17 protein-coding genes are annotated in these 14,756 nt (G+C 47.0%); 2 read left to right on the forward strand and 15 right to left on the reverse strand.

Features of this window, described 5'->3' with window-relative positions:
• Window positions 1–5: 5 nt before the first annotated feature.
• Both ACDJ58_RS24270 and ACDJ58_RS24275 read right to left on the reverse strand, forming a co-directional pair.
• Window positions 6–845, reverse strand: a complete 840-nt coding sequence (locus ACDJ58_RS24270; protein ID WP_413373369.1) for a transporter substrate-binding domain-containing protein — start codon at window positions 843–845, stop codon at window positions 6–8.
• 294 nt (window positions 846–1,139) lie between these two features.
• Window positions 1,140–1,469: a hypothetical protein gene (locus tag ACDJ58_RS24275; RefSeq protein ID WP_063566659.1), complete on the reverse strand. Its 330-nt coding sequence runs from the start codon at window positions 1,467–1,469 to the stop codon at window positions 1,140–1,142.
• A 265-nt stretch (window positions 1,470–1,734) separates the two neighbouring features.
• Here ACDJ58_RS24275 and ACDJ58_RS24280 point away from each other — a divergent pair, with 265 nt between their 5' ends.
• A complete protein-coding gene (locus ACDJ58_RS24280; RefSeq protein WP_413373370.1) occupies window positions 1,735–2,271 on the forward strand; it encodes a GNAT family N-acetyltransferase in 537 nt (178 codons plus the stop codon).
• Window positions 2,272–2,414: 143 nt separating this feature from the next.
• On the opposite strand, the gene modB is transcribed toward ACDJ58_RS24280, so the two are convergent.
• Together modB and modA are read right to left on the reverse strand one after the other, a co-directional pair.
• Window positions 2,415–3,098 (reverse strand): molybdate ABC transporter permease subunit, encoded by a 684-nt coding sequence (gene modB, locus ACDJ58_RS24285; RefSeq protein ID WP_413373371.1) that lies wholly within the window; start codon window positions 3,096–3,098, stop codon window positions 2,415–2,417.
• A complete protein-coding gene (gene modA / locus ACDJ58_RS24290; protein WP_413373372.1) occupies window positions 3,095–3,967 on the reverse strand; it encodes a molybdate ABC transporter substrate-binding protein in 873 nt (290 codons plus the stop codon). The genes modB and modA overlap by 4 nt, the downstream gene beginning before the upstream one ends.
• 262 nt (window positions 3,968–4,229) lie before the next feature.
• On the opposite strand from modA, the gene ACDJ58_RS24295 reads away from it, so the two are divergent.
• Window positions 4,230–5,288: a substrate-binding domain-containing protein gene (locus tag ACDJ58_RS24295; protein ID WP_413373373.1), complete on the forward strand. Its 1,059-nt coding sequence runs from the start codon at window positions 4,230–4,232 to the stop codon at window positions 5,286–5,288.
• A 135-nt stretch (window positions 5,289–5,423) separates the two neighbouring features.
• Here ACDJ58_RS24295 and folE2 read toward each other — a convergent pair whose 3' ends face one another.
• The 11 genes from folE2 to opp1B form a co-directional block, all read right to left on the reverse strand.
• Entirely contained in the window at window positions 5,424–6,368 is a 945-nt protein-coding gene (gene folE2 / locus ACDJ58_RS24300) for a GTP cyclohydrolase FolE2 (RefSeq protein WP_413373374.1), read from the reverse strand.
• A 41-nt stretch (window positions 6,369–6,409) separates the two neighbouring features.
• Window positions 6,410–6,742 (reverse strand): DUF3024 domain-containing protein, encoded by a 333-nt coding sequence (locus ACDJ58_RS24305; RefSeq protein WP_413373375.1) that lies wholly within the window; start codon window positions 6,740–6,742, stop codon window positions 6,410–6,412.
• Between the two features lie 27 nt (window positions 6,743–6,769).
• Window positions 6,770–6,937, reverse strand: coding sequence for a hypothetical protein (locus tag ACDJ58_RS24310; RefSeq protein ID WP_413373376.1), 168 nt, complete (start codon window positions 6,935–6,937; stop codon window positions 6,770–6,772).
• 20 nt (window positions 6,938–6,957) lie between these two features.
• Window positions 6,958–7,227 (reverse strand): 30S ribosomal protein S14, encoded by a 270-nt coding sequence (rpsN, locus tag ACDJ58_RS24315; RefSeq protein ID WP_413373377.1) that lies wholly within the window; start codon window positions 7,225–7,227, stop codon window positions 6,958–6,960.
• A 29-nt stretch (window positions 7,228–7,256) separates the two neighbouring features.
• The gene (locus ACDJ58_RS24320; protein ID WP_413373378.1) at window positions 7,257–8,453 is read right to left on the reverse strand and encodes a GTP-binding protein; all 1,197 of its coding nucleotides are present in this window, start codon (window positions 8,451–8,453) and stop codon (window positions 7,257–7,259) included.
• 241 nt (window positions 8,454–8,694) lie between these two features.
• Window positions 8,695–9,921, reverse strand: coding sequence for a staphylopine family metallophore export MFS transporter CntE (gene cntE, locus ACDJ58_RS24325; RefSeq protein WP_413373379.1), 1,227 nt, complete (start codon window positions 9,919–9,921; stop codon window positions 8,695–8,697).
• Between the two features lie 256 nt (window positions 9,922–10,177).
• Entirely contained in the window at window positions 10,178–11,374 is a 1,197-nt protein-coding gene (gene cntE / locus ACDJ58_RS24330; protein ID WP_413373380.1) for a staphylopine family metallophore export MFS transporter CntE, read from the reverse strand.
• Window positions 11,371–12,135 (reverse strand): ABC transporter ATP-binding protein, encoded by a 765-nt coding sequence (locus tag ACDJ58_RS24335; RefSeq protein WP_413373381.1) that lies wholly within the window; start codon window positions 12,133–12,135, stop codon window positions 11,371–11,373. Before ACDJ58_RS24335 ends, cntE (ACDJ58_RS24330) begins: the two co-directional genes overlap by 4 nt.
• Window positions 12,101–12,946 carry a staphylopine uptake ABC transporter ATP-binding protein CntD gene (gene cntD / locus ACDJ58_RS24340; RefSeq protein ID WP_413373383.1) on the reverse strand — a complete coding sequence of 282 codons (846 nt, stop codon included), beginning with the start codon at window positions 12,944–12,946 and terminating at the stop codon, window positions 12,101–12,103. The genes ACDJ58_RS24335 and cntD overlap by 35 nt, the downstream gene beginning before the upstream one ends.
• Entirely contained in the window at window positions 12,927–13,814 is an 888-nt protein-coding gene (gene cntC, locus ACDJ58_RS24345) for a staphylopine uptake ABC transporter permease subunit CntC (RefSeq protein WP_413373385.1), read from the reverse strand. The genes cntD and cntC overlap by 20 nt, the downstream gene beginning before the upstream one ends.
• Window positions 13,814–14,746: a nickel/cobalt ABC transporter permease gene (gene opp1B / locus ACDJ58_RS24350; RefSeq protein WP_413373386.1), complete on the reverse strand. Its 933-nt coding sequence runs from the start codon at window positions 14,744–14,746 to the stop codon at window positions 13,814–13,816. The genes cntC and opp1B overlap by 1 nt, the downstream gene beginning before the upstream one ends.
• Between the last annotated feature and the right edge of the window lie 10 nt (window positions 14,747–14,756).

The following is a 14,756-nucleotide window of genomic DNA, read 5'->3' on the forward strand; positions in this document are numbered from 1 at the left end:
ACGAACTATTCCTCAACTGTGTAATCGGCTCCCAGCCACTCTGTGCTCAATTTGCTCAATGTTCCATCTTCCTTGATTGATTTGAGCGCTTCATCAATTTTCGTTTTGAGCTCTTCCTCATCCTTGTTCAGAATGAAATACACTTTGGAGTTGGACAGAGCCTCTCCTACAGTCTTTAACTGTGCATCCACCACTTTGTTCTGATAATCGATGGCAAACTGTGTGCTGATGGTTGCATCCACCCGGCCTGTTTTGATCTGGGTATTCGTATCTTCCCCTGCTCCGGAATACACAATGTCAACGGCATTACCATTCGCTGCATTCCATTTCTCAGCCAGTACAGCCGCATTACTCGTAGCGCCAACAATCAGTTTTTTACCTTTCAGATCTTCGATGGACTTTACATCCTGGTTTTTCTCGCTCACAACGATTTTATTAGGAAAAATGTTATATGCCTCGTCATTAAAGAGGAATTTGGCCTGTCTCTCTTCATTCACTTCCATCTGGTGTGCGATCAGGTCTATTTTCTTCGTTTCAAGACTGAGAAGCAGATTTTTGAATTCCATCGTACTAAACTCGAATTCATATTCAGGCAATCGTTTATCAATCTCGCGGATCAGTTCTACATCGTATCCCGTCAGCTTGCCATTCTCATCAATAAAGCAAACATTCGGGAATTGAGTACCTGTACCCACAATGATCTTCTTCACTTTATCTTGACCGGACGCAGATGCGGTATCCGATTCATTCGATGCATTGCCTGAGCTGCAACCCGCCAGTACCGCCAACATAGTAATGAACAGCAATGCTGTCCGGAATTTCTGAATCCCCCATTGATTAACCATTCCCGATCTCCTCCACAGGCTGTCATTTCAGCCAATATGATGTGTACTCCTATTCCTCATCTTTGATTTAACTAACCATTCACACTTGTATAGTCGGAATTAGGTTGAACAAAGAATAGCACCGTATGTCATGCCCAGGCAATATATATGTTAATAGGACATCCTGATAACGTTATAGAACTTCTCTATGCTTCATCAGTTATATGATCCAAAAGTAAACCAAAAGAAGCGATTCTCCAACTGGGCTGGGGATCGCTTCTTCAATTCCAGATCACTTTAAATTCAAATACGCATCTATCTGCGACTAGCCCATTTAATTTTACGAGCTACTTCTATACGCTGCAGTTGCAATAGTCCAATTCGTTCTTCAAACTTCTTGCGTTCATCCGTTGAATGGGCCGCGTGAATCTGGTGGCAGAGACCTGTCAGTTTACTGTTGATATAATCAAATCTCATCCATAATTCTTCTTCAGGTGTGCGCTGCTCCGCTTCCGGCTGAAATATTTTGAGCTGGTGGATAAGGGACTGCTGCCATTCCTGATCCTCGATTTGGATGGCAAAATGCAAAAGATCCAGATAGTCGTCGATTTGCAACGATATACCGCAATCAGGTTTCGTATTCATTAGTCGTCTCTCCTTATTTCAGTTCTTGGCTGGAATCAGTTAGTTCTATTTTACAGGATAGAGCATGCTTTAGGCGAGTCCTGAAACGAGTAAAATTGGAAAAAGTTTTGTCATTTTTACATATAGAAGCTTTCGATGGACTTATAGACAGATCTGATTCGAGAATTATGTTCCAACTATGAAATTCATGATAAAATAACTCCAAAATATTAAACCAACTTAACAGGTTGGAATAGTTAATTTCTATAGAGGGGATTGATCGACCATGACCGAACAATACCGATTGGCTACGCTTAAAGATGCCGAACAATTGCAGGCTGTTACCGTGGATGCCTATGAGACGATACGGGCCCTGAACATTCCTTTTCCAGCCGGACACGCTACACTGGAAGTCATACAGAATAATATTGTACAGCATGAATGCTATATTCTTGAAAAAGGGGGAGAAATCATTGCCACGGTTACCCTTGATCGAGCCGAAGATATACAGCGGCAAGCCATCAGTCCTTATCCTTTCATCCGCTGGTTCGCGGTAAGTCCGGCCCATAAAAGCCAGGGTTATGGCTCCAAACTACTGGATTGGGTAGAGCAACATATCATTCTGCAAAAGCTTGATGCCCCTGCCGTATTTCTGGCAACGGCGACCCGCCATCCCTGGCTTGCTCCCATGTATGAACGGCGGGGATATGAACCTTTTCATCACAAAACGGTACAGACACCTGAACGGCAGGAAGAGATTGTATTTATGGTCAAAACGCTCGATCCTTCCCGTTATAAGACGCCTTCTGTTCAAACAGGCTGAACAAATAGCGGCTTGGATGAACGTAAACATACATGATATACGATATACGCGGCCTGTGTAAATGAAAACCCGCTCCGAGGAAAGATTCCTTGAGCGGGTTTTTGAATTCTAATCCTTATCGCTTTCACTTTAAATAGCCCAAATCATGCCTTCCCATCGCGCGGCTGTCTGGTTAAGAGCAGCATGATAAACGAAATGATAATAATGGAGCCGGTCCACATCCAGGCCATCGTCTGATTGCCCGAATCCACAGCAACATAGATCGCAGTGGGTACAGTTTGCGTTTTGCCCGGAATATTACCTGCGATCATGAGTGTGGCCCCGAATTCCCCCAGTGCACGAGCGAAACCCAGGATGAAAGCCGTCATCAATGCTCTCCCCGCAAGCGGAAGCGAGATATAACGAAATACCTGCCATTCATTCGCTCCTATAGAGCGGCCTGCATCTTCCAGATCCTTATCTATCCCGCTAAAACCAGATTTCATCGTCTGATATACCAATGGGAAAGCAACCACCACAGAAGCAATCACGGCAGCCCACCAGGAGAAAATTACAGGTGCGGAGAAGATGGCTTCAATCCACCGTCCGAGCAGGCTCTTACGACCCAGTAACACGAGCAATATAAAGCCGACCACGGTCGGCGGAAGCACCAGTGGGAGCATAAATGCCGTTTCCAGAAAAATTTTCCCACGGAACGAGGTACGCGACATCTTCCAGGCCACAGCGATGCCAAACACTGCTGCGATCACACTGGACAGCAGCGCAACCTGAAGGGAAAGACGAACCGGTGGCCAGAATACCGCCCAGTCTATTGCGCTCACATTCATTCCGGAATGGTGAACCCGTACTTGGCAAATACGTCAAGCACTTCAGGCGTTTGCAAATACATGTAGAATTGTTCTGCTTCTGTCCGGTGCTTCGTACCTTCAATAATCCCTACTGGATAATTGGCAGGTGTATAGCTGTTCTTGTCTACTTCAAATGCAATTTTCACCTGATCAGAAGTGAGTGCGTCGGTTTTGTACACAAAACCCGCATCCGCATTGCCTGTTTCTACATATTGCAGAACCTGTCTGACATCCTTGCCTTGTACAAGCTTACCTTGCAACTGATCCCATAGGTTGGCATTGGTCAGTGCTTCCTTCGCATAGGTTCCTGCAGGCACACTTTCGGGTATACCAATCGCTACTGTCTTGATAGAATCGGCTGTCAGATCCTTCTCGCTTGTTACGGTATCTGAACTATCCGCTGGAATAATGGCTACCAATGAATTTTGCAGCAAATTCTTCTGATCACCGGATGCAATCAACTTCTCATCCACGAGCGCATTCATATTTTTGGTCGCAGCCGATACAAAAACATCTGCTGGCGCGCCTTGTTCAATCTGTTGTTGCAATGCACCGGATGCACCAAAGTTGAAGTTAAGCTCCACATTGGGATTCGCGGCTTCAAAATTCGTTTTAATTTCCTTCATGGCATCTGTGAGACTGGCTGCCGCAGAGATCGTTAGCTCCACCTTTTCCTGAGGATCTGTTGCCCCAGACGTTGAACTCTCACCTGATGTCGTTGGTGTTGAACTGGTTTGTTCCATTGCTGTGGATGTATCTTTACTGTCCGTGCTTGCACCGCAACCGGCCAATACGAGAGCCAGTCCAAGTGACATACTCCCCAACACATATCCAATACTCTTTTTCATCTACTTCTCCCCCGATGTTATGTTTAGTTATAACTAGATATAATTAATTATATTTCATTATACATAAGATGATTTAAATAGGAAGGTAGTCTTTGACACACCCGTTGCAAGCAAAGCCATCTATAGTTTAATTACGGTGGGCGAGTTTATCCCCTCTGGCTGTTAATGGTATAGTACAAGAGACCCCAGCGTTTATCCGGGACGATGAGCGTTGATGAAAGAAACGTTATATGATCTGCACCTTGAAGGAGGATCTTCACTGATGACTGAGGAGCAATCCTATACCACCGAAGAAATATCCAGGCTACTCAAAATATCCAAACTGACGGTCTACGATCTAATCAAAAAGGGAGACCTCGTCGCTTATCGCGTCGGCAAACAAATGCGAGTTGATGCCACCGATCTGGAGGCTTATAAACAGCGCTCCAAGCAGCTTCAATCGCCAGCGCACCGGGCCGCTGTGGATTCAGTTCACCCCTCTGAATCTTATTCCGGGATGGGAACCGATCCGACCAATCATGCCGTTCATCCCGCTGCAAATGCTTCTCCTCTATCCAGAGGGACATTCCCAGCTTCAACTTCCATGACGGTCAACACTTCGTCAGCCCATTCGGCCCGTCATCTGGTCATTACGGGACAAGATGTCAGCCTCGATATTCTCATGCGATATATGGAGAAACAAACACGGGATATTCGTCCGCTGCGTTCTTTCATGGGCAGTCTCGATGGCTTGATCTCTATGTATCGCGGGGAGTCCGATCTGGTCAGTACCCATCTGCTTGATGGAGATACAGGAGAATATAATCTGCCCTACATTCGCAAAATCCTGATTGGCTGGTCGTATGTGGTCGTCAATCTGCTGACACGGCCTGCCGGGCTGTACGTACAACGCGGTAACCCGCGCGGCTTGCAGAACTGGACAGATCTGAAGCAGCCTGAGCTGCGATTGGCTAACCGGGAGAAAGGTTCGGGTGCACGTGTATTGCTGGATGAACAATTGCGTCTACATGGCATCCCTGCTTCCCATCTGATTGGGTATGACGTGGAAGAAACTAGTCATATGGGTGTAGCAGCCAAGGTCAGTTCCGGTGAAGCCGATGTAGGAATCGGCAGCGAAAAGGCCGCACGACTTGTCGGTCAGGTTGACTTTATTCCACTAGTTCAGGAACGTTATGATCTGGTAATGCTGAAGAAACAAGGTAACGAAGCGTGGATCGAATCGGTACTGCGCATTCTGCAATCACCGGATTTCAGGCAGGAACTGCAATCATTTGAGGGATACGATGTATCCCGAACGGGTGAAATTTTGTACGAAGTCTAGCGCAATGGCACCTGGATTGCTCATGGGATCACAGAAAAAACAGAAGAATCGCCGCTGAAGCTCTGACGGTGGTTCTTCTGTTTTTCTTCATATTGTAAAGTGATATAAAATGACCCCATAGCCATCACGCTATCGTTATCTAGACTTGTCATATACGATACGAGCTACGGCATCATGTTGATGAATGGACTCTTCGTTCTTGCAGTCCACCTTAAATTTATTTACCCAGTGCTTCTCATACAGATCTGCCGCCACCAGCCTGACGATATCTTCCACAAACCGAGGGTTCTCATATGCACGTTCTGTGACCCGTTTCTCATCAGGCCTTTTGAGTATGGGGTAAAGACAGCTGCTTGCATTGGATTCGGCCACATTCAGTAGTTCTTCCTTCCAGTAGCCCGGCAACGCTTCTCCCGGGTTGGCTTGGACCTGAATACGCAATAACCCCCGCTGGTTGTGTGCGCTATATTCGCTGATCTCCTTCGAACATGGGCATAACGTCGTGACCTGTATATGTAAACCTGTTCTCAGAACAGGGGATTTTCCAGCTTCCCAGATAACATGAACCGTAGCCAAAGAATGATTTAGTCCAGACAAACCGGTTACGGGGGCACTTCGTTCGTAGAACCAGGGATAAGTCACTTTCAGCTCTGCCTTCGGCTGATTCATCTGTTCGGCCATCTGTTGCGTCAGCGCAATCAGATCCGGAATCCGGTCACTCAGCCCTTCACCGCGACTGTGCTGAAGCTGCTCCATCAAGCGGCTCATGTTAATGCCTTTCGATTCGCGATCCAGCGAAGTCGTCAGCCGAAACGTTCCGATGCTGGACAATCGAACGGGATCTTTGGCCGAAATGACATCCAGGGGATACTTCACCTGATCAATACCGACTTGTTGCAGCTCAAACAGAAAATCATTTTTGCTATTCTGCAAATCTTTCATCTCTTCTTTCCGTACAGGTTTATCTCCCTGTATCGGATCAACAGAGCCGAATAACCGCAATCGCTCGGCTTTATCCGGCATGATAAAAGAATCGCTGGCTACTCGGTTGTTCCTGTCATTCTGCTGTACCTTTTGCATTACAAACCCTCCATCACAAATTTCCGTTACACGCCGTGGGTTCAGCGCCAGAACAGACCCGCATCGTCCCGCTCAACCTGCTCCAGCAGATCTTCAAAATCAGGACAAGGCTCAATAACGTCTACCACATTCCAGCTACTGTGTTCGTCTTTGGCATATACCTTCCACCGATTCTCTTCCCAGTAAAATCGGGCAATATGCATCTTGTCCCACTGATACGGTTGTTCAGCGGGCCTTTCCTCGGTCAAAATTAGTTCATTGTCATTCATCTCATACGTTAATTTCACCATGGTGCGCAGTGGTGCCGGGACCTTCTCATGGATATAACCGTTCATCACCGATTGAATTCTCCGAATGGTAAACGAGTCCAACATGGAGATCACACCCTTTCGTCAACATCGTTATGCAATCCAGTTCCACACCCATGACAGTACAAGTGCGCTGCCTAGTGACGTTACGAGCTGTCTGCCTGTCAGTTGTGCGGCAAAGGCTGCTCCCACGGTAAAACGAGGCATTCCCAAATCTTGCAGGACAGAGGCCATGCCGATTCCGGCTGGCCCCCCTCCCACAATTACACAATCATAATCACTTACCAGCTTGACTTCGTGACGCCCGGAATTTGCCCTTGATGAGCCAGCTCACGGAACACAATCCGCGATACCTTGAACTTGCGCAAATATCCTCTCGGGCGGCCTGTCAGTTCACAACGATTTTTCAATCGAGTCGGAGAAGCATTGCGCGGCAGCTTCTGCAGTGCTTCATAATCCCCTTTTTCTTTCAGTTCCCGGCGTATCTCCGCATATTTGGCTACGATTACCTGACGTTGTTTTTCACGTACCACTTTTGATTTTTTAGCCATGGATTACAGCTCCTTTTATAAATTTATTTTTATACGACTTCAACTGGCCAAGGCAGAGGATTGTCGAAATGCCCCCAGTCGGCCTGCATTTCTTCATCACTGAGCAGACATTGGTCAAGTTCGTCTTCAATGATGGCGCGCTCCATTTCAATCCCGATCATGACCAGCTCGGTCTGACGGTCTCCCCACTGCGCATCCCACTTTTCCAGCACATCAGGCTCCGTACGCAAAATTTCTTCCTTGTCCGCTTCCGGCAGTGCCGCAACCCAATGTCCAGCAGGGCCAAACTGAATCGACGATCCCGCCTGACTCAGACTTGCAGCCACATCCCCTTCTGCCGCGAGCCAAACCAGCCCTTTGGCACGCACCACTTCTTCCGGCCAATAGCTCATGAATTCAGCCAGACGAGAAGGATGGAATGGTTTTCGACGACGATACACGAAGGAACCAATACCGTATTCCTCGGTCTCCGGTGTATGTGATTCCTTCTCCAGCTCCTGAATCCATCCCGCGGACATGCTCGCTTTCTCGAAGTCGAAGAGACTTGTATTTAAAATTTCAGACGGGTTGACCTGTCCGTTCACAGTCCGAATGATTTTGGCGTTAGGCTGAAGCTTGCGGATGACAGCTTCAAGCTTGTTCAGCTCCACGTCATCGACCAGATCACATTTGTTCAGCAACAGGACATCACAGGTCTCGATCTGGTCAATCAGCAGGTCCACAACATCGCGGGTATCTTCCTCACCTGTAGCCTGGTTCCGATCCAGCAGGCTCTGCCCTGAGGCAAAATCATGCCAGAATCGATGGGCATCAACGACGGTTACCAGACAATCCAGCTTTGCCAGGTTTGTCAGATCAATACCCGACTCCTCGTCGGCATATGTAAAGGTCTGTGCCACCGGCACAGGTTCACTGATACCTGTCGATTCAATCAGGATATAATCAAACCTGCCTTCGTTCACTAGCTTCTCAATCTCCTGCATCAGATCATCCCGCAAAGTGCAGCAGATGCAGCCATTGGACAGCTCTACCAGCTTTTCTTCAGTACGCGACAATGTCGCTTCACCCTTCACCAAAGCGGCATCGATGTTCACCTCACTCATGTCATTAACGATGACCGCGACCTTGAGCCCCTGCCGATTGTGCAGTACGTGATTAAGAACGGTTGTTTTACCTGAACCGAGGTAACCGCTAAGAACAGTTACCGGAACCTGCTTTTGTGTCATGTGTATCTACTCCTTATGGTTGTGGTCCATATGTCCCTGACCTTAATAGTAATTATTACGATTAACAACAATGACTATAATCCTGTTGAGCGATGTTGTCAAATCATTTTTAATGAAAAATCGAATAACCTCAGCAAAAAAAGGCATATGACCTGCCTCCTGTAGCTTTGCATCATAATGATACGTCTCCAGAAAAGTCAGTCCATACACCTTTAACTTTTTTCTTATAGATGCCATACAATCAGGTTGCCACCACAGATTTAACCCTATTACCTGCTTCCATTCGTTGCCTGAAAGCCACGACGAGAATCATGGCTGCAACGGATAGCAGCGTGCAGATCGTAAACATGGTGGAATACGAGCTTATTTGTACAATTAGTCCCATCGCAAGCCCGCCAAGGGAGAAGCCCAGATCATACGAGGACATGAAAATACCCATCAGTACATATCTGGAATCGGCCGGCAGCACAAATGACAAATAAGTGGTTAATGTCGGGTACAGCAATGCCACGGCAAAACCACTGAAAACCGCAGACAGGTAAACCAACGGACCGATCGTCTCCGACAGAGCGAGCAACTGGGTTCCCAGTGCCGCGCATAACAGAAGCCCCGCCATCAGCCATGTATTCCAACTGCCGTCGGAAGGGATTTTTTTACGCAGAATGAATCTGCACAAGATGACGACCAGTCCCTGGATTGTTAAAAATACCCCTGCGCTCGCCTTCCCAGTCGATGCCATATACAGCGGAAGAAAGGTCGCCGTGGCTCCGAATACACATGAAGCAAACAGCATAACTACGCTGCTGATCAACAGTGGTGTGCTGCGCCAGATACCGCCGAATGACCGCACCATATCCCCGAGCGTATACGATTTATTCTGTACCGTGCTTCGAGGCAAGTCTACGTTATAGCCGATCAGGAGCGGAAGAGCCGCCAAACCGATCATCAGCATAGTAAACCAGATATCGCTGGCATTTTCCCAGATTTGGATGGCGAGTATGGGAATGACCAGAGACGGGACCATCGTAAAAAGGGTATACATGGACAATCCCTGAGCCCGGTCCTTATCCTCCAGCTTTTCCACAATGCCCGCCTGCATCGTCATGGAAAAGAAAGCCGTGGCTACACCTTGCAGCGCCCGCAGCCACATATATGTTTCCACACCAAACACAACAAACAACAGCAACGTTGCGGCATGCAAAACCAATAACCATTTCATTACCATGAGCGGACCGTAACGCCCCAGAAGCTGCGCTGCAAAAGGCCTTAGAAGCATACATGTAAACATGTACGCCCCCATCATCAGTCCAATCTCGGCCTGGTTCAATCCTGCTGCTTCACTCCGCAAAGGCAGAATAATCGTCAAAGCCGAATTCGCGGCAAAAAATAAAAAGGCCAACAGATAAAACCGGATAAACGAAAAGGATACCGGATTTAATGTGCCGTTCGCCGTCACAGAAGACCTCAAACCGTTACCCCACTTTCTTCTATATAGATTGAACTAAACTTTTACACGAGAACGGAGAGGACAGAAAAAACCTGAAGAAGCGGAGCTAAAAGCTTTCTGAAAGAAAGCTGCATCGGAAGCATACGCTTCGCCTTTATCCCCGGATTTTCCCTTCTGAAAAGGATATCAAAAAAATCTGGGGATAACAGCGATCGGAAGGTTGTTCTGTCATCGGAGTGGCAAGTGTAAACATTCTTTAGTTCAATTTATATGGCAGTTAACCCACAGACATATCTGTGACTGGTTTTCTTCGTTCATAGGCAAAAGCTATCATTACCGCCCCTAGGATAGCACAAATCATGTACATAAACGAATAGGAGGATAGATCAGCGATCGGTCCCATCAGCACACCGCCCAAAGATACACCCAGATCTGCTGTCGCAATAAATAAACCGATTAACACATTCCGATTCAACTGTGGCAGCACAAAGGATAAATAGGTGGTTAACGTTGGATAGAGAATGGATTGAGCGATACCCATCAAGATGGCCCCTAGATACAAAAGGACAGCTCCTCCCGTGTTTGCCCAGCTTACACATAGTGCGGCTACTGCCAACAGCAGCATCGTTCCCATGATAAAAGGAGCATGCCACCTGCCATCGGAGGGGATTTTTTTACGTAACAACATCCGGGCGAGCACAACGGTTCCTGCCTGAAGCATCAGATAGACACCCGCATTGCCGCTTGGCAATTGACTGGCGTACAGGGGAATAAAGGTCGTGATGGCACCGAATACAACGGAAGCACTTAGCATCAGTACACTGCATCTAAACAAGAATGGATTTTGCACCAACTGACGAAAGGATTGAAACATGCTTACGTTCTGCTCCGATGGATTTCCAGCAGCATGTTGCTCCTTGCCCTTGTCCATCTTGGCAGTATATCCGAAGACGCCTGTACAGACGGCCATACCGATCAGAACGACTGTAAAATATTCCATACCGCCTGTCTGCCAGATCCCTAACGCGAGGACAGGACCCACAATGCCAGGAATATAACTGAACAACGAGTAATAGGAAATGCCCTGGGAACGGTCTTTCTCCGGCAGAGCATCAATAATGCCGATCTGCAGAGCCATGGAAAAGAAAGCCGTTGATACCCCCTGTAAAATACGAGCGACCAGATAGCCTCCAAGCCCCGTAAACGTATATAAAATCAGGGCAAAACCATTAATAATCAGAATAAAACGAAGTACTTTGATTGGTCCGCGCTTTTGAATGATATGACCTGCCCATGGCCTGAAAAACATAGTTGTAAACATATAGGCGCCCATAATCAGCCCAATGGTTGTACTGCTCGCCCCCAAGGATTCACCCTGTAAAGGAATAATGACATTAAGAATTGCATTTGCACTAAAATACAGAAGAACCAGGATGTACAAACGCAGAAACGGCCATGACATCGCTCCACTCATCCCTGGTCCTCCCCCTGAAACGTAATTAAATAGGTTAATAATTTCCTGGCATAATCGGACTGAACATCCTTCAGCTGCTCAATAGGCACCATTTCCTCAATCTGACCGTCCCTGAAAATAATAACCCTGTCGCAAATATAGGCTGCTGCCTGAATATCATGCGTAATGAACACGTAGCTCATCTGATAGAATTGCTTCAATTCTTTTAACAATCGCAGCACCTGAATCTGCACAGACACGTCCAGAGAACTGATGGCTTCGTCGAATACAATGCATCGGGGTTCAGTAGATATGGCTCTCGCAATACATACTCTCTGAGCCTCTCCACCGGATAATTCATGCGGATATTTGAGCCTGTAGGACGAGTCTAATCCCACTTGATGCAACAACGTATCCACTTTGCTTTGCATATCGGTTTCCACTTTTTTTTGAGCCTTCAAAGGCTCCATAATGGCTTCTTCCACCGTGAGAAATGGATTAATGGAGGACGTATAATTTTGAAATACGGCACTGATGCTGCCCCTTCTCACGCGGCGATCATTCACGTTTTTCCCCTCAAATAAAATACGCCCGTGATCAGGCTTCTCGATGCCCAGGATCAGACGACCTAATGTCGACTTGCCGCTCCCACTTTCACCGATGATGCCGAGACATTCGCCATGCTGGCATTCAAATGCAACTTTTTTCAACACCTGCTGCCTTTGTTTGGAGAACAATCCGCCTTGTTTATAGGACTTTTCTATCCCATCCACCTTGAGCATCTGTATCCCCTCCCTGCATCAATTTCCTGAAATGATTGCTCAGCTCCAACCGGGTGGAAACCAAATATTGAGTATAGGCATGCTCCGGCTTCGTAAAAACAGACCGAATGTGCCCACTTTCGACAATGGCACCGTCTTTCATGACCATCACTTCATCTGCAATCTTCTGGACCACACCGAGGTCATGGGATATAAACAGCATGGAACAACCCATTCGTTCGCGTAGTAGAATCAATTGTTCAACCACTTCATATTGAGAGATCGTATCCAATGCTGTTGTGGGTTCATCCGCAATGATCAGATCCGGCTCCAGCACGAGTGCCAATGCAATCATAATTCGCTGCAACATGCCACCTGATAGCTGATGTGGATATTGATTCAAGATTTCCTGCGGATTCTTTAACATGACGCTTTCCATGGCGCTAATGATCTTCCGTTCGCTCTCTTTGTTATTCCAGTCGAAATGCGTCTGTAGCGTCTCCCGGATATGGACACCGATCACTGAAGAAGGATCAAATGCGCTCATGCCATTTTGCAAAATCATGCACAGGTTTTTGCCTCTTCTTCGTCTCATCTCTTGTTCAGAAAGCTGGTTCATGTCCTCGCCTTTGAAGAGAATCGTTCCGGACTGGCGAATCCAGGGTTTATTCAAACGCATAATGGACCTGCATGTGACGGACTTGCCACTTCCGCTTTCTCCGACAATGGCCAGACAGCTTCCTTGTTTGACCTGAAATGAACTGTTATGAATAATGACCTTGTCCGTATTGGTATCCCAGATCTTCAAATGTTTAACCTCTACTATATTCATAAACGGCCTTTCCCACCTCTTTTTTACGAAGCTTACCTTGGGAAGTCATTAATTTGGGGTCCAAAGCGACCTGAAGCGCATCCGATAAAAAATTAAAGGCCGATACGACAATCACAATGGCAAGTCCAGGTGCCAGCATTAACTCCGGTCTGGAGAACATGACTTCCCTTGTCTCATTCAACATCATCCCCCATTCGGCATGAGGGGCCTGGATTCCCAAACCCAGAAAGGAAAGTCCCGAGATCTGCAGCATCATCGAACACATGGAACCACTGGCAATCACCGCAACATCGGCAAATGTAACCGGAACAATATGCTTGGTTATAATTCTAAAGCTGCCAATGCCAGAGGCTTTGGCGAATTTCACATACTCCATCTCGGAGAACTGCATCACGGATGTCCGAATGACGCGGGCAAACCACACCCATTTCATGACCACAAACGCAATCAGAATATGTTCAAGTCCCGCACCCAAAATGCCGACCACTGCCAGTGTCATGACGTATCCCGGGAAAGACAGCATGACATCACAAAGTCTCATGATCCAGGCATCTGTCTTCCCCTTGAAGTACCCCGCGATAAATCCGACGACAGCTCCGACCAGAACAGATATCATCAAGGCAACCAAAACCCATAGCACACTGGGACGAATACCATAAATGAGTCTGGATAACACACATCTGCCCAAATGATCATTTCCTAACCAATAACTCCAGGAGGAGGAAGCATATCGAAGCTTCATATTCACTTCCTCCGGGTCATGGGGTGCACACAACGGGGCACATATGCCCGCAGCAATAATGATCACAATGACAGCGAGCGATGTCATCGCAAGCTTATCTTTGCTCAAATTTCTTAATAATCGCATTAGAGATCCTTTCTTAATCTGGGATTCATCGCCGCATTGATCACGTCAGAAATCGTATTAAACAGCACAAATGTTACGGCCAAAATAAGAACATACGCCTGAATAATCGGGAAATCCCGATTGAGGATGGACCTCACGCTCAACCTCCCAAGTCCCGGCCAGGCAAACACATTCTCAATCACGACGGTGCTGCCGAGCACGATGGGGATCGCCATGCAAAATATGGATACCGCCACTTGCAGCGAATTTCGTAAAATATGCAGGGTCACCTTCCTCTCACTTAAGCCGCTTGCCTTTCCATAGAGCACGTAATCCTCATTCATGTTGCTTAACATCGAACTCCGGACTGTTCTAAAATAAATGCCTGTATAACTCACCGTAATCACAATCACCGGCAGAATGTAGCTTTTAAACGAATCCATTCCGCTCGTAGGCAACAAGTCCAGCTTGACGGAAAAAGTCCAGATCATGATGGCTGCGAGCCAGTAAGATGGCATTGCGGTCAGGACAAACGAGAGGCCTCTGACCGATTTATCAACGGCTTTCCCTTCTCTCATGGCACAGATCACACCCAACAGGATGGAGAACCCAATAATGAATACCGATGATACCAGCGTTAATTTTAATGTGTTCAGGAATGCAGGACCAACCAGAGACCACACCGGTTCACCGGATACATACGAGCTGCCAAAGTCAAACTGCATACAGGCAATCAACCAATTCACATACTGAATGACGAACGGTTTATCGAACCCCAATGCTTCATTCGTTTGGGCAATTAATTCATCCGTGATCTGAGGAACCTCCTGTGCCTGTAATACAACTACCGCGGGGTCCATGGGCGAAAGATTAATGAGTACAAATGTTATCAATGAAATGACGAACAGCAAGGGTATGGCGAGCAATATCCGTTTGACTATATAACTTCCCATATCCATCCCC

It is taken from the genome of Paenibacillus taichungensis, from assembly GCF_047302525.1.
Lineage (GTDB): Bacteria > Bacillota > Bacilli > Paenibacillales > Paenibacillaceae > Paenibacillus > Paenibacillus taichungensis_B.

Excerpts from the sequence above, each read along its gene's own strand:
- rpsN (WP_413373377.1), bottom strand. The coding sequence starts at position 7,227 with ATGGCTAAAAAATCAAAAGTGGTACGTGAAAAACAACGTCAGGTAATC.
- ACDJ58_RS24270 (WP_413373369.1), bottom strand. The coding sequence starts at position 845 with ATGGTTAATCAATGGGGGATTCAGAAATTCCGGACAGCATTGCTGTTC.
- folE2 (WP_413373374.1), bottom strand. The coding sequence starts at position 6,368 with ATGCAAAAGGTACAGCAGAATGACAGGAACAACCGAGTAGCCAGCGAT.
- ACDJ58_RS24335 (WP_413373381.1), bottom strand. The coding sequence starts at position 12,135 with ATGCTCAAGGTGGATGGGATAGAAAAGTCCTATAAACAAGGCGGATTG.
- modA (WP_413373372.1), bottom strand. The coding sequence starts at position 3,967 with ATGAAAAAGAGTATTGGATATGTGTTGGGGAGTATGTCACTTGGACTG.
- cntC (WP_413373385.1), bottom strand. The coding sequence starts at position 13,814 with ATGCGATTATTAAGAAATTTGAGCAAAGATAAGCTTGCGATGACATCG.
- ACDJ58_RS24280 (WP_413373370.1), top strand. The coding sequence starts at position 1,735 with ATGACCGAACAATACCGATTGGCTACGCTTAAAGATGCCGAACAATTG.
- modB (WP_413373371.1), bottom strand. The coding sequence starts at position 3,098 with ATGAATGTGAGCGCAATAGACTGGGCGGTATTCTGGCCACCGGTTCGT.
- ACDJ58_RS24295 (WP_413373373.1), top strand. The coding sequence starts at position 4,230 with ATGACTGAGGAGCAATCCTATACCACCGAAGAAATATCCAGGCTACTC.
- ACDJ58_RS24320 (WP_413373378.1), bottom strand. The coding sequence starts at position 8,453 with ATGACACAAAAGCAGGTTCCGGTAACTGTTCTTAGCGGTTACCTCGGT.
- opp1B (WP_413373386.1), bottom strand. The coding sequence starts at position 14,746 with ATGGGAAGTTATATAGTCAAACGGATATTGCTCGCCATACCCTTGCTG.
- ACDJ58_RS24275 (WP_063566659.1), bottom strand. The coding sequence starts at position 1,469 with ATGAATACGAAACCTGATTGCGGTATATCGTTGCAAATCGACGACTAT.
- ACDJ58_RS24305 (WP_413373375.1), bottom strand. The coding sequence starts at position 6,742 with ATGTTGGACTCGTTTACCATTCGGAGAATTCAATCGGTGATGAACGGT.
- cntD (WP_413373383.1), bottom strand. The coding sequence starts at position 12,946 with ATGAATATAGTAGAGGTTAAACATTTGAAGATCTGGGATACCAATACG.
- cntE (WP_413373380.1), bottom strand. The coding sequence starts at position 11,374 with ATGAGTGGAGCGATGTCATGGCCGTTTCTGCGTTTGTACATCCTGGTT.